General features: G+C 54.6%; 18 protein-coding genes. 10 read left to right on the top strand and 8 right to left on the bottom strand.

Features of this window, described 5'->3' with window-relative positions; all coding sequences use genetic code 11:
* The 8 genes from H6507_06330 to H6507_06365 form a co-directional block, all read right to left on the bottom strand.
* Nucleotides 1-2,343, bottom strand: a complete 2,343-nt coding sequence (locus tag H6507_06330) for a hypothetical protein (GenBank protein ID MCB9368704.1) — start codon at nucleotides 2,341-2,343, stop codon at nucleotides 1-3.
* A 31-nt stretch (nucleotides 2,344-2,374) separates the two neighbouring features.
* The gene (locus tag H6507_06335) at nucleotides 2,375-2,845 is read right to left on the bottom strand and encodes a 6,7-dimethyl-8-ribityllumazine synthase (GenBank protein MCB9368705.1); all 471 of its coding nucleotides are present in this window, start codon (nucleotides 2,843-2,845) and stop codon (nucleotides 2,375-2,377) included.
* Entirely contained in the window at nucleotides 2,845-3,774 is a 930-nt protein-coding gene (gene ftsY / locus H6507_06340; GenBank protein MCB9368706.1) for a signal recognition particle-docking protein FtsY, read from the bottom strand. Before ftsY ends, H6507_06335 begins: the two co-directional genes overlap by 1 nt.
* An 11-nt stretch (nucleotides 3,775-3,785) precedes the next feature.
* Complete coding sequence (locus H6507_06345) at nucleotides 3,786-4,640, bottom strand: NAD(+)/NADH kinase (GenBank protein MCB9368707.1); 855 nt, start codon at nucleotides 4,638-4,640, stop codon at nucleotides 3,786-3,788.
* Between the two features lie 8 nt (nucleotides 4,641-4,648).
* Nucleotides 4,649-4,903, bottom strand: a complete 255-nt coding sequence (locus H6507_06350) for an exodeoxyribonuclease VII small subunit (GenBank protein ID MCB9368708.1) — start codon at nucleotides 4,901-4,903, stop codon at nucleotides 4,649-4,651.
* Nucleotides 4,893-6,170 (bottom strand): exodeoxyribonuclease VII large subunit, encoded by a 1,278-nt coding sequence (gene xseA / locus H6507_06355; protein MCB9368709.1) that lies wholly within the window; start codon nucleotides 6,168-6,170, stop codon nucleotides 4,893-4,895. The genes H6507_06350 and xseA overlap by 11 nt, the downstream gene beginning before the upstream one ends.
* 270 nt (nucleotides 6,171-6,440) lie before the next feature.
* The gene (locus tag H6507_06360; GenBank protein MCB9368710.1) at nucleotides 6,441-6,731 is read right to left on the bottom strand and encodes an HU family DNA-binding protein; all 291 of its coding nucleotides are present in this window, start codon (nucleotides 6,729-6,731) and stop codon (nucleotides 6,441-6,443) included.
* 90 nt (nucleotides 6,732-6,821) lie between these two features.
* A complete protein-coding gene (locus tag H6507_06365; GenBank protein MCB9368711.1) occupies nucleotides 6,822-8,717 on the bottom strand; it encodes a LysM peptidoglycan-binding domain-containing protein in 1,896 nt (631 codons plus the stop codon).
* Between the two features lie 310 nt (nucleotides 8,718-9,027).
* Here H6507_06365 and H6507_06370 point away from each other — a divergent pair, with 310 nt between their 5' ends.
* From H6507_06370 to H6507_06415, 10 genes are all read left to right on the top strand, one after another.
* The gene (locus tag H6507_06370; GenBank protein ID MCB9368712.1) at nucleotides 9,028-9,735 is read left to right on the top strand and encodes a YggS family pyridoxal phosphate-dependent enzyme; all 708 of its coding nucleotides are present in this window, start codon (nucleotides 9,028-9,030) and stop codon (nucleotides 9,733-9,735) included.
* On the top strand, nucleotides 9,732-10,220 hold the full coding sequence (locus tag H6507_06375; protein MCB9368713.1) for a DivIVA domain-containing protein: 489 nt from the start codon (nucleotides 9,732-9,734) through the stop codon (nucleotides 10,218-10,220). Before H6507_06370 ends, H6507_06375 begins: the two co-directional genes overlap by 4 nt.
* Nucleotides 10,213-11,034, top strand: a complete 822-nt coding sequence (locus tag H6507_06380; GenBank protein ID MCB9368714.1) for a purine-nucleoside phosphorylase — start codon at nucleotides 10,213-10,215, stop codon at nucleotides 11,032-11,034. Before H6507_06375 ends, H6507_06380 begins: the two co-directional genes overlap by 8 nt.
* A gap of 339 nt (nucleotides 11,035-11,373) precedes the next feature.
* Nucleotides 11,374-14,655 (top strand): isoleucine--tRNA ligase, encoded by a 3,282-nt coding sequence (locus tag H6507_06385; protein ID MCB9368715.1) that lies wholly within the window; start codon nucleotides 11,374-11,376, stop codon nucleotides 14,653-14,655.
* Between the two features lie 17 nt (nucleotides 14,656-14,672).
* Nucleotides 14,673-15,137, top strand: a complete 465-nt coding sequence (locus H6507_06390) for a TraR/DksA family transcriptional regulator (GenBank protein MCB9368716.1) — start codon at nucleotides 14,673-14,675, stop codon at nucleotides 15,135-15,137.
* Nucleotides 15,134-15,754: a signal peptidase II gene (lspA, locus tag H6507_06395; protein ID MCB9368717.1), complete on the top strand. Its 621-nt coding sequence runs from the start codon at nucleotides 15,134-15,136 to the stop codon at nucleotides 15,752-15,754. The genes H6507_06390 and lspA overlap by 4 nt, the downstream gene beginning before the upstream one ends.
* On the top strand, nucleotides 15,642-16,640 hold the full coding sequence (locus H6507_06400; protein ID MCB9368718.1) for an RluA family pseudouridine synthase: 999 nt from the start codon (nucleotides 15,642-15,644) through the stop codon (nucleotides 16,638-16,640). Before lspA ends, H6507_06400 begins: the two co-directional genes overlap by 113 nt.
* 66 nt (nucleotides 16,641-16,706) lie before the next feature.
* Nucleotides 16,707-18,755: a protein translocase subunit SecD gene (secD, locus tag H6507_06405; GenBank protein MCB9368719.1), complete on the top strand. Its 2,049-nt coding sequence runs from the start codon at nucleotides 16,707-16,709 to the stop codon at nucleotides 18,753-18,755.
* Nucleotides 18,755-19,663: a protein translocase subunit SecF gene (gene secF, locus H6507_06410; protein ID MCB9368720.1), complete on the top strand. Its 909-nt coding sequence runs from the start codon at nucleotides 18,755-18,757 to the stop codon at nucleotides 19,661-19,663. Before secD ends, secF begins: the two co-directional genes overlap by 1 nt.
* A 58-nt stretch (nucleotides 19,664-19,721) precedes the next feature.
* Nucleotides 19,722-21,002, top strand: coding sequence for an adenylosuccinate synthase (locus tag H6507_06415; protein ID MCB9368721.1), 1,281 nt, complete (start codon nucleotides 19,722-19,724; stop codon nucleotides 21,000-21,002).
* Nucleotides 21,003-21,028: the final 26 nt, after the last annotated feature.

Here is a 21,028-nt window from a genome sequence, read left to right on the forward strand (position 1 = left end):
TTACCTGCCTAAGACGGCGATCTTGCCCGTGGCGGAGTGGCCGTCGGCAGTCGTAGCGACGACGAGATAGACACCGCCAGCCACAAGGTTTCCCTTGGAGTTTCTGCCGTCCCACCCCGTACTGATAGCTTCCGTCCACGTGAGTTCGCGCACAAGTCTTCCGCCTAATGTAAAGACACGCAAGTCGTCGAAGCGGCCACCGAGGTCATCGGAATCGACATACATGGTATGCGTACCGTCCGCGCGGAAGGGATTGGGATAGGGAACGACTTTGTCGAGCTCAGGCTTCCGCGAAACGTACGGAGTTTGGAGTCTCGACAACCCGTCGAGTGTAGCGAGCCAAACTTCTCCGGTTTCCGGATTGGAAGTGATAGACGTCACGGCATTCGAAGCGAGATCGGACGCATAGTCGATACTGCTTGAAATTTGGAAGACGTGAATCCACGTAAAAGTGGGGTCCAAAACGGCAACGCCGTTGTCCGTAGCAAACCACTTGTTGTCCTGCGAGTCGACGTGGATGTCGTTCACTTTGGTGCCGACCGGTAAATCGTAGAGACAAATGAACCGCAAGCTGGAAAGACTCGCACCTAATCCTCCTTGCGAATAGTAGGCTCCGCCGGGTGTGCCGACCCAGAGGTAGTTTTGGTGGTCCACGGCGAAGGTTAAGACTTCGCGATTGATATCCTCGAAGCAGGTCGTAGCGGCGTCTTCGAGTTCAACGGGGTCGTAGTTGAACCAAACGTCGTCGGACGTATCGGCAACAGTGCCTCGCATGTCACAAACGTAGGTGAAGTTTCCGTTACGGCTGGCGCCGGCGAAGAAGCGTCCGAACGGATCGCCGAAGATTTGGTCGACTTGATTGATACGCGCGGACGGAGTGGAGTCGGGGACAAAATAAACCCACGGAGCCGGATTGTCACCTTGTGACAGCCAATCGTTGGGAACGACGGCGATATACCGGCCAGACGACGAGCCGAGGTTTGTGATCAGAATTTCCCCGGTCGGCATGCGACCGACACGCGTTTCGCAATAAACGTTCGAACCCGGAATGTTTGACAGGCGCGGGCCGTCAACGTCGTAACCTGCCGACTCGTTCGGGTTATAGCTGTGCAATTCGCCGTCTCTGTAATAGAGTACGCCACCTCCGTCGGAACCGAACCACATACCGCCGTAGTCGTCACCTACGGTAGAGACTGGACCGTCATTCCAGAATTCTCCTTGAAGAGTGTCGGAACGTGTGTAGGCCGTCCATTGGTCATTGCCAAATTTCGACACTCCGAGTCGAAGGCCAGCCGTCGCCGCCCAGAGATTACCGAGCGCGTCAAACTCAATACTTGAAATGACGTTTCCTCCGATACCTTCCTGCGCGACAATTGGCGACAGGTTCGTGCCGTCGAAGAACTGGATTCCGCCGGGGCGTTCGAAAAGATCAGACCTGCCGACGGCGAGCAAGGGTTCACCGTCGATTGTAACATTTGCGACGGAGGATAAGCCGTATTGCAGGGGAGTCAACGGAGTCCACGTACCGTCTTGAAGTTTGTAGAGCTTGCTCTCGCTGGCTCCAATCAGATCACCGAGGTACTCCAGCATGTGATTGAAGGCTTCGCCAGTTTCTATCGGAGTTCCGAACGTAGTACCGTCGAAAGAAACGGTTTGTGATTGAGTGGCGATCCACAAATTAGAACCATGAGTCCCGAGTCCGACCACATTGTTGGCCGGGAGGCCGTCCGCGACGGTATAGCCGGTCCACGACGCAGGCGCGGAGAATTGCGTGGACGAAAGCGGAGCCCGGGCGAGCCCGAATATGGTGGTCGCGTAGAGGTATCCTTCGTGCGCGATCATGTCGTGGATTGCGATCCCTGTGGGGAAGTTTCCCAAAACGCGGACGCGTTCACTGACGCGATAGTTGTCTACGATGGGGAAGAACGCGAAGCGATAGATACCGTTGTTCGCCCCCAAAAACATTTCATCCCCGACCGCGACGATCGAGGAGACTTCAAAAATCTCGTCCTGTAGGTCCGAGATAATTTTGGTTTGGCCCGTCTCCGGATTGAGGCGAGTGATTCGCCCGTCCGGTGCGACAATCCAAATCCAACCTTGCGCGTCTTCTCCCAATCCGACGGTAGCGTTCATGGCAAGACCACGCGTGTTATTGTAAGTTTCGAACTCGCCGGACTGCGGATCGAAACGAACAAGTCCTCCCGTCGTGCCTAACCACAAATTGTTTTCAGTCACCAAGACATTGCGAACGGAGGACACAGACGTAAACGTAGTCCAACGAAACGGCGTCGCGGAAACCGATGAAACGAAGGTCAGCGCAAGCAGCGCCAAAAGCAACGGCATAATCGCCCTCAAGATTGACCGGTGAAAATGGTTAAGAACCTGATGCTTGTTGCTGCTCCCATCGTTTCAGAGATGAAAATAGTTCCAATGCGGCGCGGGCCGCCTCTTGTCCTTTGTTGCCGACTCTGCCGCCCGCACGCTCGAAGGCTTGTTCGACTGTGTTGGCCGTGATCACGCCGAAGGTGACCGGTTTGCCGGTTTGTTCCGCGACTCTGGAGAGTCCTTGTGCGCAGGCTTGGCAAATAAAATCAAAATGCGGTGTTTCTCCGCGGACGACTGCTCCGAGCGCGATGACCGCATCGACGGAGAGTTGCTTGGCGATCTTGGCGGCGGCGGCGGGGAGCTCGAAGGCTCCGGGTAGCTCGACGACGTCGATGCGGGACTCGGAAATGCCTTGCTCTTTCAGTTCGGCGAGAGCACCGTTCAAGAGCGCGCCGGTGATATTTTCGTGATAGCGGGAACGCAGGATGACCACGCGGCCCGCAGGAAGGTGCGGCAGCATCAGCTTGCCTGGGCCTCCGCCCTTTCGCCCAAGAGACTCATGGCAAATTTTTCGGCATCGAAAACATCGAAGTCGTCGACCGCTTCGCCAAAACCGACGTAGCGAATCGGAAGACTCATGGTTTTGGCGATGGCCAGAGCGACTCCGCCTTTGGCTGTGCCGTCAATTTTTGTGAGAATCAACCCTGTGACGCCTGCCGTTTTGACAAACTCGCGGGCTTGGTTCAGACCATTTTGTCCGGTGGTAGCGTCCAAGACCATCAGGACCTCGTGCGGCGCGCCGGGTGAGCGCTTATTTAGCACTCGCGAAACTTTCTCCAGTTCCTGCATCAGATTGCTTTTGTTATGCAAGCGACCGGCAGTGTCCACAATCAACACGTCGGTGCCACGACTTTGCGCAGCTTGCAAAGCATCGACGGCCACGGCAGCACTGTCGCCATTGGGTTCGCCGGCGATGACGGGGATGTTGGATCGTTCGCCCCAGATTTTCAGTTGGTCGATTGCGGCGGCGCGGAAGGTGTCAGCGGCGGCATAGATGACCGACTTGCCCTCGTTGGTGGTCAGGTGCTTCCCAAGTTTACCGATACTGGTGGTTTTTCCCGTGCCGTTGACGCCGACGATGAGAATGACATGCGGCGCTCCGAATTTCGGACCTTCGCCTTCAGCTTCTTTCAAGAGTTTGACGACTTGTTCACGAAGCAGTGCGTCCGCGTCGGCATCGGGTCCGGCCATGCGACCGGCTTCTTTTAGCTGCTCGATCAGAAAGTCAGTCGTTTCTAACCCGACGTCGGCGGACAGGAGGACGTCTTCGAGTTCCTGCAGAAGTGCACGGTCGAGCTTTCGGCCGGGAGTGAAGACGGCCGCAAGTTTGTCCGTGATGGCTTCGCGGGTTTTGGTGAGCGCTTTCTTGAGTTTGTCGAAGAGTCCCATGTTACTCGTGCTTAGGCATTTTCAGGAGCGGCGCCCCAATTCAGTTTGTCGCGGAGGACTTCGTAGAAGTCGCGGCGCATGATATTGACCAGCTTGGTAGTCATCGGAGATTTTTTGACGACCACTTGTTGTCCGACATTGAGTGCTTTAACTTGTTCGCCGTCGGCAGTCAAGATTCCATCTCCCATCGAGCGAATGGCGACCGTGCGGTTTTCGGCCAGTGCCAAGGGGCGCATGGTCAACGTATGCGGACAAACGGGAGTGACGATGATCGAATGCAGCGTAGGTTCGATGATTGGTCCCCCGGCAGAAAGCGAATAGGCAGTGGAGCCCGTCGGCGACGCGACAATCAGTCCGTCGGCACGATAGGTCGACGCCGGAGTGCCGTCGATAAAGACTTCGAAGGATTGGGTACGCGAAACCTGATGCTGACCAATGACGAAATCGTTCAGTGCGTGATAGACGGCGGACTCCCCTTCGACGGTCGCCTGAATCATCATGCGTTCTTCGATTTCGTAGTTTTGATTCAGGATATCGTCAAGCCGCCGATGCAAATGGAGGCTGTCAAGATCCGTCAGATAGCCAAGTCCGGGACCGAGGTTGATACCGAGAATCGGCTTATGATGCGGTGCGACCGCAGCCGCGGTATGCAAGAGAGTCCCGTCTCCTCCGAAACTGAGCACGAGGTCCGCGACTTCGGCGACCTTTTCGTGTTCAATCAGTTCCGCTGGATCGACGTAGATTGACTCCCGGTTTTCCTCGTCGTAGACAAACTTGATCCCGCGCTCTTTGAGCAGCAGAATGAAGCTTGAGACAATGGGCACGAAGCGCGGTTTGGCGGAATTTCCCATAATGCCGAGAATCATCGGGGCAGCTACTCCTCTTCGTCATCCCCGGCATCGGCGCCGGACTCTTTGATGAGTTTTTTGAGCGACGCTTCGGCAGCCTTCAGCTTATGCTGACAGTAGACAGAGAGTTTCTGGCCTTCTTCGAAGGCTTGGACGGATTCTTCGAGCGACACTTCACCTGCCTCGAGTTTTTCGACGAGCGCTTCGAGACGTTCGAGCGCATCTTCGAAATTCCTAGGTTCGACGAAATCTTGTTTGGCGGATTTTGCTTTAGCGGTCATCGAAGAGATCGGGGATATCGGTGTTTTGAACACGCGCAGCGAGGCTGCCTTCAGCGAGTTCGATGGAGAGTAGTTCTCCTGTTTTGGTCTGGGCGGGGGAACGCAACGCGGCGCCATTTGGACCGCGAACGACAGCGTAGCCTCGCATAAGAACACGGCTTGGAGAGACGGCTGTCAGGAGACCCACAAGCCTGTCGAGTTCTGATTGCGCGGAGTCTTTGATGGCAAGAGAACTATCCTGTAGCCGCTCTGTCAAGTCGTCGAGTTGCTGCGCGGCAGTTTGCGCAAGCTGCAGCGGTTGACGCAAGGCCCAATGCGACGTCAGGGCATTCAGTTGCTGGCGAAACAGAGCAATTCTGTCGACAGTCATGCGCGCGAGCCTGCGTTCGAACTGCAACAAACTGCGTTTGATTTCGGCTCCGTCGGGCAAGACGATTTCCATAGCGGCTGAAGGAGTCGGCGCGCGCAAATCGGCAACGAAATCGGCGATTGTAAAATCGATTTCATGTCCGACCGCGGAGACCACGGGAATTTTGCTATTAAAGATCGCGCGGGCGACTATTTCTTCGTTGAACGGCCAAAGATCCTCGAGTGATCCGCCGCCTCTTCCGGCGACGATCACGTCAACTTTGCCTTCGCGAGAAAATTGATCAATCGCCGCGGCGATTTCTTCGGCGGCACCTTTGGCCTGAACGCGAACCGGTTTCAAGATTAGCTCGGTTAACGGCCAACGGCGCGCGGCGACGGTTTGCATGTCGCGCAATGCGGCACCCGTGCCGCTGGTGACTAAACCAATTTTCTCTGGAAAAGCGGGAAGCTCACGTTTGCGGGCTTGATCGAAGAGACCTTCTTTTTCGAGCTTGCGCTTGAGTTCTTCGAAGGCCTTTTGCAGTTCACCTTCGCCGGACAACCGCAGTTCGTAGACGATGAGCTGGTACTTGCCCTGCGGTTCGTAGACTTCGAGTTGACCGAAAGCCTGAACGAGCATTCCGTCACGCGGAGTGAAGCGCAGGTTCTTCGTGTACATGCGCCACATTGCGCAAGACATCGAGGCCGACGCGTCTTTCAGCGTGAAGTAGTGGTGTCCGCTGCCGTGAAGTTTGTAGCCTGAGAGTTCGCCTTCGATCCAGAGCGGTTCAAAGCGCTCCCGGAACATCCGTTTGATCTCGCGCGTGACTTCGGAGACGGATAAGGTGCGCCCGGAGTCTGCGGAGTTGGGTGTGTCAGTAGTCTCGAAATCCACGGAAGGGGTGAAGGCTTGAAACACGGCGGGGCCTCACAAAGAAGGCCCACGACCGTGAACAACATGCAGGCCAACGCCGTGCGGGAGACCCCGCACGGCTGTTAGCGCAGTTTCTTCTTATGACGATTCTTGCGCAGTCTTTTTTTGCGTTTGTGCGTCGACATTTTGTGACGCTTACGCTTCTTACCACAAGGCAATGGTGTCTCTCTTTCTGTCGCCGTGCGAGCACGGCTCTGGTTTTGGGTTATGTGTGAAAGAATGAAAAAAAGAAATTCGGAATGAAAGCCCGCGCGGTTAGTCTTCGGCCATGCGCTCGCGGAATTCGTCGGCTGGGACAAAGACCGCGGCGGTGCGGTCGGGGATTTGAACTTCGTGCAGGCCGTCGGGCGTGCGCACGTTGCGGCCTTTGCGCAGGACGGGTTTCCAGACACCAAACCTGCGCAGCTCGACACGATCGCCGCCGGAGACGGCTTCCATAACAAGGGCCAAAAAGCCGTCAACGACGGCTTGGGTTTCGATTCTGGTCAGACCGATGCCATCGGCAAGTTTGTCGACCAGTTCCTGTTTGGTCACTGTGCGACCCAAAAGCAACTCTCCGTCAAGGTAGGAAGAACGCGGCGGCTAACGGTGGGACAAAGTGAATACCGCCGCGAGAAATTAGTGTAGAAAGCGAACTCAGTTACTAACGATCAGACGCTGTCCGGGATAGATTTTGGAGCGGCGCGAGAGCCGGTTCATTTTCAGAATATCTTTTGTATCCACGCCGTGAGCTTGAGCAATGCTCCAGACGGTGTCGCCGGCTTGTACGGTGTAGTACTTTGAATTGGACGCTTTTGACTTGGGTGTATCAGCGTACCTCGGTTCGCCTTTGACCGTGACCGTAAGTTTTTGACCGGGATAGATGCGGCTGGCATTTTGAATTCCGTTTTCGCGACAGATTTGATCAACGGAGACGCCAAGACGCTGGGAGATTTTGCCGAGCGATTCGCCACGGTGCACGGTATAGGTAATCCGGTTGGTCGTGGGTTCGGCTTTCGCGGCCGTGGTTCGTTCGGCAGCGGTTTCTTTTACGGTTTTAGAGTCGGCAGCCGATTTGTCAGCATATTTGACTTGCGCGACGGGAATCACAACCTCTTGACCGATTCGCAGAGAACGGGCCTTGACCCTTTTGTTTTCGGGCAGGCTCATGATCGCAGAGACGGACGTACCGTATTTTGCGGCGATTTTGCCTAAGGTGTCGCCTTTTCGAACTCGATGTGAAGACGTGGGCGCAATGATCGTCTTGGGCATCGTTGCCAGATTGTCGGCGAAGGCTTCCGTAGCCGCACCGGGCAAACGGACGAGCATATCTTGGCCGCGCTCAGGGACGACCCCTTTGAGAAATTCGGGATTCAGATCTTTGACGGCTTGCGGATCGTGACCGGCGGCTTTGGCGACGTCTTCGAGCTTATATCCTCCGGGAACGTAGATCCGTTCGCACTCGAAGGGTTGTTCGGGCGGCATTGGCGGAAAACCGTAGTGCTGCGGATTTTCGCAGATGGCGCGGGCAGCGAGATAGGTTGGCACATAGCCGCGGGTTTGGCGCGGCAATCTGTGAAGTTTCCAATAGTCGCGCGAGTTGCAGCGTTTGATGTCGCGGGCGACGCGGCCTTCGCCGCAATTATACGCGGCCATTGCCAAATACCAATCTCCGAATTCTTCGTAGAGGGCACGCAGATAGGTACATGCGGCGCGCGTGGCCATTTCGACGTGACGACGTTCGTCATAAACTCGGTCGACATGGAGGCCGTAAATTCGACCGGTACTGGGAATGAACTGCCAAAGTCCGGAGGCGGCGGCATAGGAATAAGCCTGCATGTTCAGTCCAGACTCGATCATGGAGAGATAGAGCATTTCCTGCGGAATACCTTCTTCACGCAGGATCGGTCTCATACGCGGAAAGACGGTAGCGGCCCGCTCCATCCAGCGATGCATGACCTTGTTGCCCTTGGTTTGGAAGAAGTGAATCTGGTTCCGCACCTTGGTGTTGATTTCCATCGGTACGGGCGGAAGCGGAGTCTTCGCGGGCTGAATGTCTACTTCGTCGGGGAAGGGGCGCGGCGTCGGGATGTAGGTTTCAATCTCGTCCGGGGCATCGTCTTCTTCCTCTTCACCTGAATGCTGGGCTTCACCTGCTTCGATGACGGCAACCAAGCCGCTCGAAGCGGGGAGGGTTTTCATGTGCGAGACAAAGCCGTCGTAGCTTTCAAGGACTCTGCGATTGAAGCTGGCGACGCGGTGCATATCGAGATCGATGGAAGCGAGATCAATGGCACCTAAGAGTTCGAGAGACGCCTCGTAATAGTATGCGGCATCCTCGCTTTTGTTATGCGATTCTTCCCGTTGGGCGTAGGCGTACGCTTTGCGGGCGAGGCTCCATTTTTCACGGTCGGTGAGTTGCGCGGTTTGGCGAAGCCTGTCGCGGAATTCATGACCTCCGTTGGAGCCGGAGAGTTGGCGGCTGGACGAGCAGCCAAGTATCAGCCAACTGGCGGTCAGAACCGCGAGCAGAACTGTGCGTCCACTAATCATGAGCAGGTCCGTGTTTGTGGGGGTCGCAGTTCGGGTGGAAGTCGCAGTTCTTCCACACCATACAACACTTTGGGTCAGCCCTCGTTCGCCACTCGAGAATGTCCCTGTTTGAGCTATGGAATGTAACGAACTTCACTCGGAAAATCAACTCATTAGGCTCAGAATTCGGGAATAAATTTGGTCATAAGTGGCCACAGAATGGCAGTTTCCGTGTTGGGAAGAAATCCGCAGTTTTCGGTGGTGCCAATCTGCTTGCACCTTCAGAGGCAAAGCCCTATATTTTAGGCTCGACTAAATCCGAATGCCATCCATGCAGACTGCCAATTCTGACACATACGACAGGGTAGTTGACCGGATCTCCGGCGCTTGCGGACGCTCGGGCCGCCGCCCTGAGGAGCTAACAATAGTGGGTGTGACCAAGAGTCACCCTCCGGAGTTGTTGCGCAAAGCCCGTGCCCTCGGATTGACGGATTTGGGGGAGAACAAGGTTCAGGAAGCTATTGAAAAATATGGTTTTCTAAAAGAGAAACTGGCAGGCTATAAGGTTCGGCTGCACATGATTGGCCATTTGCAGAGCAATAAGGTCAAACGAGCCGCCGAAATCTTTAATTGTATTGACACTATCGACCATTTTCGCACGGCGGAGGCTGTAGACAAGGCCGTGGCAGAATTGGGGAAACGGATGCGAGTACTCATCCAGGTAAATACCTCAGAGGAGCCGCAGAAATCGGGGATAGAGCCGGTACGAGCCGTTGAATTGGCTGATCAGGTACGAAGCCTCAAGAGTCTTGATTTACAAGGGTTTATGACCATGGGGCCGATGCGAGGGGATGAACGGGCAGTGCGAGAGAGTTTCGCGAGGCTGCGGATAGTCCGGGACCAAGTTTGTCAAGAGCTTAATTTACAGAATCTTCCGGTGTTATCGATGGGCATGAGTGGTGATTTTGAATGGGCAATTGAGGAAGGAGCGACGGAAGTGAGACTTGGAACGATCCTCTGGGGGCCACGAGAACAATGAGTTTGAGCCCGGTCGACATAGCCCGGCACGAGTTCAGCAAGTCGCTGCGCGGCTACGACGTGGGCGAAGTGCGCGGATTCCTCGAGGGGGTTGCCTCCGAGTTGGCCGAGCTGCAGGTGAAGCTGACTCAGGCCGAAGAGGCGGCCGCCGGTGCGCAAGCACAGCTCAAGGCTTTTCGCGACATGGAAAAGAACTTGCGCGACGCCGTTGTGACAGCGCAACAGGGAATGAGTGATTCGCGTGAACAGCTTGTACGGGAACGCGAAACGATGCTGCGGGAAGCCCAGCTCGAAGCGGACCGTATTCTGCTTGAGGGCGAACGTAAACTACAAGAGTTGCGGGAACAGATTCGCGAGATGCAGGTTCAGAAAGACGCATATGTGACGCGGCTTCGTTATCTGCACAACTCGCACGGCTGGGTTTTGGAAATGATGGAAAAAGATCCTCCGGCAGACGACACACCACAAGAAAAAGTAGATGAGTGAAATATTGACGCGGCTGGACGAAACTCTGGCCGTCTTGAAGAAGAAAGTTGCGAAGACTCCGGAAGTCGGGATTATTCTCGGCACGGGTTTGGGCGGACTGGCGAAAGAGATTCAGATCGAAGTCAGTTTCGACTATTCCGAGATTCCGCATTTTGTGCAATCAACCGTGGAGACTCACCACGGCAAGCTGCATTTCGGCATGTTGGGTGGGAAGTTCGTGATGGCCATGCAGGGCCGCTTTCATTATTATGAAGGCTATACGATGCAGGAGATCACGTATCCCGTGCGTGTGATGAAGCAGATGGGCTGCAAGGTGATGATGGTTTCGAATGCCTGCGGCTGTATCAATCCTCTCTATAAGGCAGGGGATCTGATGATCATGGATGACCATATCAATCTGTTGGGCGACAATCCGCTGATCGGACCGAACGAAGAAAAGCTCGGCCCCAGATTTCCCGATATGAGCGAACCCTATTCGCGCAGATTGATTGCGATGGCCGAAGAAGTTTCAATGAAATTGGGGTATAAGGTGCACCGCGGAACGTATGTGGCCGTAGCCGGACCCAATCTCGAAACACGGGCCGAATACAGGATGCTTAGATTGATGGGCGCGGACGTGGTGGGGATGTCCACAGTGCCGGAAGTGATTGTTGCCAATCATATGGGACTGGAAGCCTTCGGAATTTCGATTATCACCGACGAAGGTTTCGCCGATTGTTTGAAGCCTGCTTCGATTGAACACATTCTGAAAAACGCCGCCGAAGCCGAACCGAAAATGACGAAGATCATGACGGGGTTGATTGAGAGGGTTTGAGAAGGGGGATTCCGGCGGGGAACCGCTTTGCTTAATCCCCGCTCGGCGAGAGCACAGACCCCATCCCCTAACCCCTTCCCCTTGAACGGAGAAGGGGAACCGGAACGGAGAGATCCTTCACTACGTTCAGGATGACAATGCGTAGAGAGTTACACACGAGATTCCGGCCGGGTTGCGGCGGCCTTAACCCGGCTCGGCGACGTGGGTGTTTGCGCGTTGGTTTCCAGAGGGGTCCTTCACTGCGTTCAGGATGACGACGCGCTTTGGGAGTGTCAAATTTTCTTGGGGGATTTTGCGCACGAACGTGCGCGCTACAATGAGAATCAATAAACGAAAGATATGTTGAAACCCGAATCTGAAAAACTGCATTTGCCGGCTGTTGACCATGAAATCCTGAAGCTCTGGGAAGAGCAGAAGGTTTTTGAGCGTTCTATTAACGAGCGCGCGGGTGGGTCGGATTTCGTGTTTTTCGACGGACCTCCGGGGACGAACGGGCTGCCGCATATCGGGCATATGATGCAGTCGGCGCTGAAGGATTTGTGGCCGCGCTACAAAACCATGCAGGGCTATCGCGTACTGCGCAAAGCCGGATGGGACACACACGGACTGCCGATTGAATTGACCGCCGATAAAGAGTTGGGATTCACCTCGAAGCTCGACGTGGCGAAATACGGCGAGCAGGAATATGTCGATTACTGCCGCAGCACGGTATTCCGGTTCAAGCGCGAATGGGAAATTGCGATTCGACGGATCGGCCGTTTTCTTGATTTGGAACATGCGTATGCGACGTACGAACCGTACTACATTCAGTCGGACTGGTGGACGCTGAAGCAGGCGTGGAATTTGGAACTCGAGGGCGAAGCGCGCGAACGAGCACTGAGACTCGGTCAATCGCCGCGCTACCTCTATAAGGACTACCGCGTGATGGCCTACAGTCCGCGCACGGGCACGACGCTCTCGAATTTCGAAGTCGCGCAGGGCTATCAGGAAGTCACGGACCTGACGCTCTATGTGAAATTCAAAGTCGTCGGCGAGGCGAATCTTTATCTCGCCGCTTGGACGACGACGCCGTGGACGCTGCTCTCGAATTTAGCTGTTGCAGTGGGTCCCGATATTGAGTATTCGATCATTGAACGCGAAGCCTCCGGCAAACGAGTGATCATCGCCACCGCGCGCCTCGAAGCTCTGAAACCGATGTTGGGTGAATACAAAGTGCTTGGCACAAAAATGGGCCGCGAACTCGAAGGCATGCGCTACGAGCCGCTGTTTGATTGGCTGAATCTGCCGGGAACACGTGCCTGCTCCGTCGTTGCCGACGAGTATGTGACAACCGAAGACGGTACGGGGCTTGTGCATCTTGCCAATTACGGTGAAGACGACTTCCGGATTTTGCGCAAGATGGAAATTCCGGTGGTGCTGACCGTGGATGCCGATGGATTGGTGGGGCAACATGCGCATCCATTTGCGGGTCGTGAGTTCCGCGAAGAAGGACTCGACGTCGATATTCTTAAATATTTGCAAGCCAAGGGCCTGCTGCTTGGCAAAGAGAAATACACACACACGTATCCGTTCGATTATCGCACGAAGACGCCGCTGATGTATTTCCCGCGACCGGCCTGGTTCATTCGCGCGACGGCATTGAAAGAAATGATGCTCGAAGCGAATAAGCACATCGGTTGGAAACCCGATCATGTGCGCGACGGACGGTTTGGAAATTGGCTCGAAAATGTGCAGGATTGGAACGTCACTCGCGAACGCTATTGGGGCTCACCGCTTCCTGTGTGGATGACCGAAGATGGCAGCGAAGCAATCTGTGTTGAGAGCCTCGACGAACTTCATGAACTTGCGTCAGCGCAAGGTAACCCGCTATCAAGCGGGTGGGACCCGCATAAGCCGGCGATTGATCAAGTTGTCTTGAAAACGAAAGACGGCCGTGAAATGCGGCGCGAGAATTTCGTATTGGACAGCTGGTTTAATGCCGGATTGATGCCGTGGGGACAGTTTGGATTTCCGGCGGCTGAAGGTTCCGACGAGCTCTTCATGTCGCAGTATCCGGCGGACTTCATCAGCGAAGGCCAGGATCAGACGCGTGGATGGTTTTATACTTTGTTGGCTTGCTCCTGTCTTGTTGCAAAGGCGAAGATACAGGATGCCGAGCAGCGCAAGGATGAAACCGCGAAGAAGTTCTGGAGTAATCCGGTCAACTGGTCAAGCTATAAGAATGTAATTTGCACGGAGCTTGTACTCGATTCGAAGGGCCAGAAGATGTCGAAATCTTTGGGCAACGTGGTCGATCCGATGGCTCTGTTTGAAAAATTCGGCGCCGATCCGGTTAGATGGATATTCTTTGCGACGAATCCGTGGCTCTCAAAGAGATTTGGCGAAGAAGAAATTCGTGAAGCCGTGCGCTCTGTGATTCTGCCGCTTTGGAACAGTTACAGTTTCTTTGTGACGTATGCTGTGATCGACGGATGGACGCCGTCCGAGAAGAAAGTCGAACGCACGGAGTTGGATGATTGGATTTTGTCCGAATACAATCGACTGATTTCCGAAGTCACGACGAACTTGGATCAATACGACGTCGGCAAAGCATCGCAGGCGATTCTGTCGTTTTTGGATGAATTGACGAATTGGTATATCCGCCGCTCGCGCAGAAGATTTTGGAAGTCGGAGAGTGACGGCGACAAGCACGCGGCCTATGCCACCCTCTATGAGGTGTTGGAGGGGTTAGTTAGACTTTTGGCCCCGTTCTTGCCATTCGTGACCGAGCACATTTATCAGAATTTAGTGCGCGGATTGAACGCGAATGCAGCGGATAGTGTGCATTTGGCGAAATACCCGGAAGCCGACGAGAAATTACGCAACCGCAATCTTGAACGGCAAATGGCCCGGGTGCAGGAAGCCGTTTCGTTGGCACGCGCACTCAGAGAAGAGCGCAAGCTGAAAGTTCGGCAACCGCTGGCCAAGATGACGTGGGTCGTGCCGGAAGCGGGGGCTGAAGCCGAACTTGCGCCTTATGTTTGGCTTGTGCTGGACGAAATCAACGTAAAAGAAATTGAGATTCGCTCGGATGACGCGGGACTTGTGACGCTCTCATCTAAGGCAAATTTCAAGGTGCTGGGCAAGAAGGTCGGCGCGCGGATGAAAGAGATCGCGGCACTGATTGAACAGCTCTCCAAAGAAGAGATTGCAGCACTGGACAGCGGGAACAGCATCACGGTCGGCGGAGTAGAACTTAGTCCGGAAGACGTCTTGATCCGCCGGGAAGAACTTGAAGGTTACGCGGTGCAGTCGGACGGTCACATGACGATTGCACTGGACACGCACATGTCTCCCGAACTTGTGGCCGAAGGATTGGCGCGGGAAGTCGTGCATTCGATTCAGTCGGCTCGTAAGGACGCGGGATTTGAAATTACGGACCGGATCGCGATTGAATTGGCGACGGAAGGGGAAGAGTTAAAGCAAGCCGTTCGCCGATTCGAAGAGTATATTTGCCGTGAAACGCTGTGTACCGAACTCAGCATTGCGCACGGCTCGGGAGATCAGAAGGCCGGAGACCATGAGTTCGGAGTGATTGTATCGCGCACAGTTGGAACATCCAAAGAATTGACACGGGCTTAAGGACATACATACAAACTATGGCAACAGAGAAGAAAAAGAAGACCAGCGAAAGCGACTCCAAGCATCCATGGCCGGACGGTCCGAAGCCTTCCCATTATGCTCCGGAGTGGATGGAATATTTTCGGCATTTGATTCACGAGCGCCGAAAAGAAATCCTGCGGGAGATCGGCTACCTTCGCGAAAGCTCGATGGAACAGACGTCCGACACGTATTCGGGAGACTCTTCGACTTACAGCTATCACATGGCCGATCAGGGGACGGACGCGCAGGAACGCGAGAAGGCGTTTTTGTTTGCCAGTCGTGAGGGGAAGATGTTGACCTTGCTTGATCAGGCTGAAGAACGTATGTCGAACGGGACCTACGGTTACTGTATGGACACGAACGAGCCGATAGAGTTTCGCCGCTTGGAAGCGATTCCTCATGCGAAATTGAGTATCGAAGCGAAGCGCCGCTTGGAAGAGGCAAAGAACAATATCGAATGACGAGTTCTCCCGCTTCCCGGCCAGCGGTTTGGCCGTGGCTACTGGGTTTCGCGGTCTTGCTCGGGTTGGATCAGCTCACAAAGTACTGGGTAAGGTCCCACTTTGTGCTTGGCGAGTCGATTCCCGTGATCGGCGAGTATTTACGATTGACATACGTGCAAAATCCCGGCGTGGCCTTTGGACTGGAGCCCTTTTCGCCGACGATTTTGCTGATTTTCGGTTCATTGGCAGCGATCGCTTTGGGCTGGTACTTGATTCGTCTCGTGCGTCACAGAGACCTTTTGAAATGGCCGGTGTTTTTATTTTTGAGCGGCGCGGTAGGCAACTCGATTGACCGCGCGATGTTCGGTTCCGTGACGGATTTTCTGGACGCAGACTTTCCGGACTTCATCATGGATCGTTGGCCCGTGTTCAACGTAGCCGATTCATGTGTGACCATAGGTATTGCAATATTGGTGTGGCAGACGTTGTTCGTCAAGACCCACGCTCCCCTCTCTCCTTCTTCTGGTGAACGACCCGACTCCTCCTCCCTTTCGTCTGCAAGCGGCAGCGGGACAGAAACCGCTCCGGCTGGACCGCTTTCTGACGCAAGCCCTTCCGGCGATCTCCCGAAATAAGGTTCACGGCCTGATTGAGGCCGGACTGGTATTTGTCAACGGTCAAGTTGTGCGCAAATCGTGGCGCGTGACGGGCGGCGACGTGGTTGAGATTTTGTTTAGACCGCAAGAACCTTCGGATATTCTGGCTGAAGAGATTCCGCTTGAGATACACTACGAAGACGAGTCTCTGCTTGTCGTAAACAAGCCGGCGGGGATGGTGACTCATCCCGCACACGGGAATTTCAGCGGCACGTTGGTCAACGCACTGCTTCATCATTTGGGGAAGACAACGGGGCCGGACAATTTGCGGCCGGGGATAGTACATCGACTGGACAAGGGGACAAGCGGTTTGCTGGTGGTGGCCAAAGATGAGAAAGTCCACCGCAAGCTGACGGAGCAATTTAGCAAGCGGACAGTAGAACGCGAATACCGTTCATTGGTGTGGGGAAGGTTTAAGCACGATGAAGGGAGAATCGAGACTCTGCTTGACCGCCATCAGGGTGACCGCAAGAGGTTCGCGGTCGTTCGTAAAGGGGGCAAGGAAGCGATCACGACTTATCGTGTGCTCGAGAATTACGCGGATACGGCATATGTACGTTTGAAACTCGGAACGGGACGCACGCATCAGATTCGCGTACATCTTGAACATATCGGCCATCCGGTATTTGGTGATTCATCATACGGCGGACGATTGAAACGAGTTGGTCATTTTGGTGGCGCGCGCAAGAAGTTCTATCAGGATATTTTTCAGGATGTCGAGTATTTTATGCTGCATGCGCGCACATTGGGATTTGTTCATCCAGTATCAAACGAAGTTCTGAGTTTTGCGGCAGAGCCGCCGGAACTGTTTGTTAACGTTTTGGAAATACTTAAGAAGGATGCATTGCTTGAGCTTGACAAATAAGCTCGAACATTGTATATTGAAGGTCTTTGCAAACTTACACCTACCCGGTTTGCCAATCTTTAAGCTATGAAATCACATCGATTTAGAATCATTACGGTGCTGGTGCTCATTGTGCTGGGCGCGTACGTTTTGTACCCGACTTTGCGCTATGAGCAGCTCTCCGACGAGGAAACGGCAAAGCTGACCCAGCTTGCAGACGTTACCGGAATGCCGTTGTCGCAACTGGCTTCGGACATATTCCGCGACGACGTGGACCTTGCCGGAGAAATCCAGCAATCAGACTTGCCGGAAGCCGACAAGGCAGCGGCGATTGAACAAGTCAACTATCTTCGCGGAGATTTCCAGAAGAGTTTGATCGCGAACAGAACGTTGGCCATCAAGCGCGGATTGGACTTGCAGGGTGGTATGTACCTCGTGCTGGAAGTTGATCTTGTGCAGATGCTTGAGAATTCCGCGAAGGGCAAAGACGAGCAGTACGAAGCTCTAATGAAGGAAGTCACCGCGGCAAGCAAGAGTCCTGACGTGGAAGTGTTTGACGCGTTGGAGTCCACGGCGCGGAGAATGAATATTTCGCTCTCGCGTTACTGGGGCGAAGCGGGCCAGAGCGACGACGACGTTTTGTCTGAAATGAAGACGAGATCAGAAGACGCGATTGACCGTTCGCTCGAGATTTTGCGCAACCGCGTTGACCAATTCGGCGTTTCCGAGCCTTCGATCAGCAAGCTGGGAGCTTCGCGCATCGCGTTGGAACTTCCGGGTGTGAAGGATCCGATTCGCGCGCGTGAATTGGTGGGCCGCACGGCATTGCTCGAGTTCAAGTTATTGGCCGAAACCGAGCGCGCGCAGGACGTACTGACCGCCTTGGACGAAGGTGTCGCCAGAAGGATGTCGGGCGATACGACCTCGGCTGCAGCGTCTGTAGATTCCATGAAAACGGATTCGCTGGCGGCGGATTCGATGAAGACGGATTCGTTGGCGAGTGACACGGTACAGGAAGCAAGCGACTTGTTTGCGGAGGCCGATTCATTGGCCGGCGATACTGCCAGTGACAAGGAGCATCCGCTGTTGTCGCTTCTGGTCGGCGGCACGGGTGACATTTTGGTTCCGACCGAGAATCGCGGCAAGGTGACCCGTATTTTGTCGTCGATTGAGAATCAGCGGTTTATTCCTCGCGATCTTGAGTTCCTTTGGTCTTCGAAGCCTGAAGTCTTGGGTGCGGATCAAAAGGAATTTTGGAGACTCTATATTGTTAAGTCGCGCGCAGAAATGACGGGCGACAAGCTCGCGGACGCACGCTCTTCGATAGGTTCGGGTTACGATCCGTCCCAGTCCGGCAAGCCGATTGTTCAGATCGAGTTTACTCGTGACGGCGGACGCGTATTTGCGCGCGTCACAGGCGCGAACGTCGGCAAACGACTGGGTATCGTGCTTGACAACAAGGTTTACATGGCACCCAACTTGAAAGAGAAAATCACCGGCGGATCGGCTGTGATCACGGGCTTGGACGACACGGAAGAAGCGCGCGATATCGCGATTGTGCTGCGTGCCGGTGCTCTGCCCGCTTCGGTGAACGTAGTCGAAGAACGTACGGTGGGTCCGTCGCTGGGAACGGACTCGGTTGCGGCGGGCAAGACGAGTTTGATGCTATCGTTCCTTGCAGTGACCTTATTCATGTTGTTCTACTATCGTTTGTCCGGCGGCATCGCGGACGTGGCGATGATTTTGAACGTCTTCCTGCTGTTAGCGGCTCTGGCATTGTTCCAGTTTACGCTGACGATGCCCGGTATCGCGGGTATCATCTTGACGATCGGTATGGCGGTGGACGCGAACGTGTTGATCTTCGAGCGTATTCGCGAAGAGCTCAGGCTCGGGAAGACAGTGCGCGCGGCGATAGACGCCGGATTTGAGCGCGCGATTGTAACGATTATTGACGCCAACGTAACGACCGCAATTGCCGGCGTTGTGCTTTTGGTATACGGTTCGGGTCCGATCAAGGGCTTTGCCTTGACGTTGACCATCGGTATTCTCATCAACCTTTTTGCGGCGATCTTCTTCACTCGTCTGATTTATGACCTGTGGGTCGGCCGCCGTCAAGTTCAAACCCTTAGCATCTGATGATCCAGTTTTTCAAGGACAGCAACTATAATTTCGTCGGCTACCGCTGGCGAGCGATAACGATCTCCGCGATCATTGTCTTGGCGGGTCTTGTGATGAGCATCGTTCGCGGCCCGAACTGGTCGATCGATTTCCGCGGTGGTTTGGACATGCAGGTCAGGTTCGAACAGGACGTGACGGACGGCCAAGTCCGTTCGGCGCTTTCGGGCTTAGATGTGGGCGAAGTGAAGACGATCTCAAGTCTCGGCGAACGCAACGACATGCTAATCCGTATGAAAGAGACGGACAACGTGGGCGCGCTTCAGGACACGATTGGCCACCGTTTGACTTCGGCGTTTCCCGGCAATCCTTGGGAGTTTCGCGGAGTTGAAGTCGTAGGTCCGAAGGTCGGCAAGGAGCTTCGCAATCAAGCTATGATATCGGCGGCTGTTGCATTGGTGCTTTTGCTGATATATATTTCATGGCGATTCGAGTTTGCGTATGCGGTCGGAGCGATCGCGGCGCTTCTGCACGACGTTCTGGTGACGTGGGCCTTTTTTATGTTCTTCGGATATGAAATCAGCTTGTCGGTACTGGCGGCGTTCTTGACACTGATCGGATTCTCGTTGAACGACACCGTGGTGGTGTTTGACCGAATCCGTGAAAACTTGAAGAAGCTGCGTCAGATGAAGCTCGCGGATATTATGAATCAGAGCGTCAACGAAACGTTGTCGCGAACGGTGATTACTTCGTTGACGGTGTTTTTGACGATTTTGGTGTTGTTCATCTTCGGCGGACCGGTGCTGAAAGGATTCAGTTTCGCGATGCTCGTGGGTGTAATCACCGGAACGTATTCGTCGGTTTACATTGCGGCACCGGTTGTGCTTGAGTGGGCCGAGCGAAAAGCGATTCAGGGGAAGAAAAAGTAGCCAAAGCAAGAGTGCCTCGCAGCCCCGCGAGAGCGGGGCTTTTTTTTGAGGGTTTAGAATAGTGGTCACAGCAGTATTGGGCGCCCAGTGGGGCGACGAAGGCAAAGGGAAAATCGTTGACTACCTGAGTGAGCGCGCAGACGTAGTGTGCCGCTATCAGGGCGGCGCGAACGCGGGTCACACGATTATCGAAGGCGGGCGCAAGTTCGTCCTTCACCTCCTCCCTGCCGGTATTTTGCGTCCCAATACGATATGCGTAATTGGCGGCGGCGTGGTAGTCGATCCGGGTGCGCTATTGGACGAGATTGCGCAGCTCGAAGCGGCGGGAATCAATCTTGACGGCAGACTTTTTGTCAGTCATCAGGCGCATTTGATCATGCCGTACCACAAGCTATTGGACAGCATACACGAGACGCAGGGCGAGCGCGTGAAGATCGGCACGACGGGCCGCGGAATCGGTCCCGCGTACGTAGACAAAGTCGCTCGCGTGGGTATTCGTATCGTGGATTTGCTTGACCGGGATTCGCTGCGGAGAAAGATTCGCGCGAACGTGGAAGAGAAGAACCGTTTGCTGTCGAAAGTTTATTCGACTGCGGAGATGGACGTTGAGGCGATTGTCGAGGAATATGTCGCCTTCGACCAAAAGATCGATCCTTATGTCAAAGACGTGTCGGTGCTGTTGGACGACACGATTCGCGCCGGCAAGAACGTCATTTTGGAAGGCGCGCAAGGAACTTTGCTCGACGTGGACATGGGGACCTACCCATTCGTGACTTCTTCGAATCCGACGGTCGGCGGCGCGTGCACGGGGTTGGGCATTGGTCCTCGCAGAATTGACCACGTGATCGGAATTATTAAGGCTTACACGACGCGCGTCGGCGAAGGTCCGTTTCCGACCGAAATCACGGACGGCGAGGAACAGAAGAAACTGCGCGAAAAGGGTGACGAGTTCGGTGCGACTACGGGCAGACCACGGCGCTGCGGTTGGTTCGACGGCGTGGCAGCGAAGTTTGCGGCGCGTGTGAACAGTTTGGACGCGTGGGCGGTCACAAAGCTGGACATATTGACGGGCATGGAGAAGATCAAGTTTTGCGTTTCCTATGACGACGGTCAGCGAACTTATCGGAATTTTCCACCGGACAGCCGGACGTTGTCTACTGTAAATCCGGTTTACGAAGAACTGCCCGGTTGGAGCGAGAGCTTGGATCACGTGAAGAAGTTGGACGATTTTCCGAAAGCAGCGAGAGATTATTTGCGCTTCATCGAGGAGTTCACCGGAGTTCCAGTTTCAATAGCCTCGGTTGGAGCTTCTCGCGAACAAACTATCATGTTGCGGTAGACAAACGAGTTTGACGCTGCGTTGCA

This window comes from Calditrichota bacterium, assembly GCA_020637445.1.
Classification (GTDB): domain Bacteria; phylum Electryoneota; class RPQS01; order RPQS01; family RPQS01; genus JABWCQ01.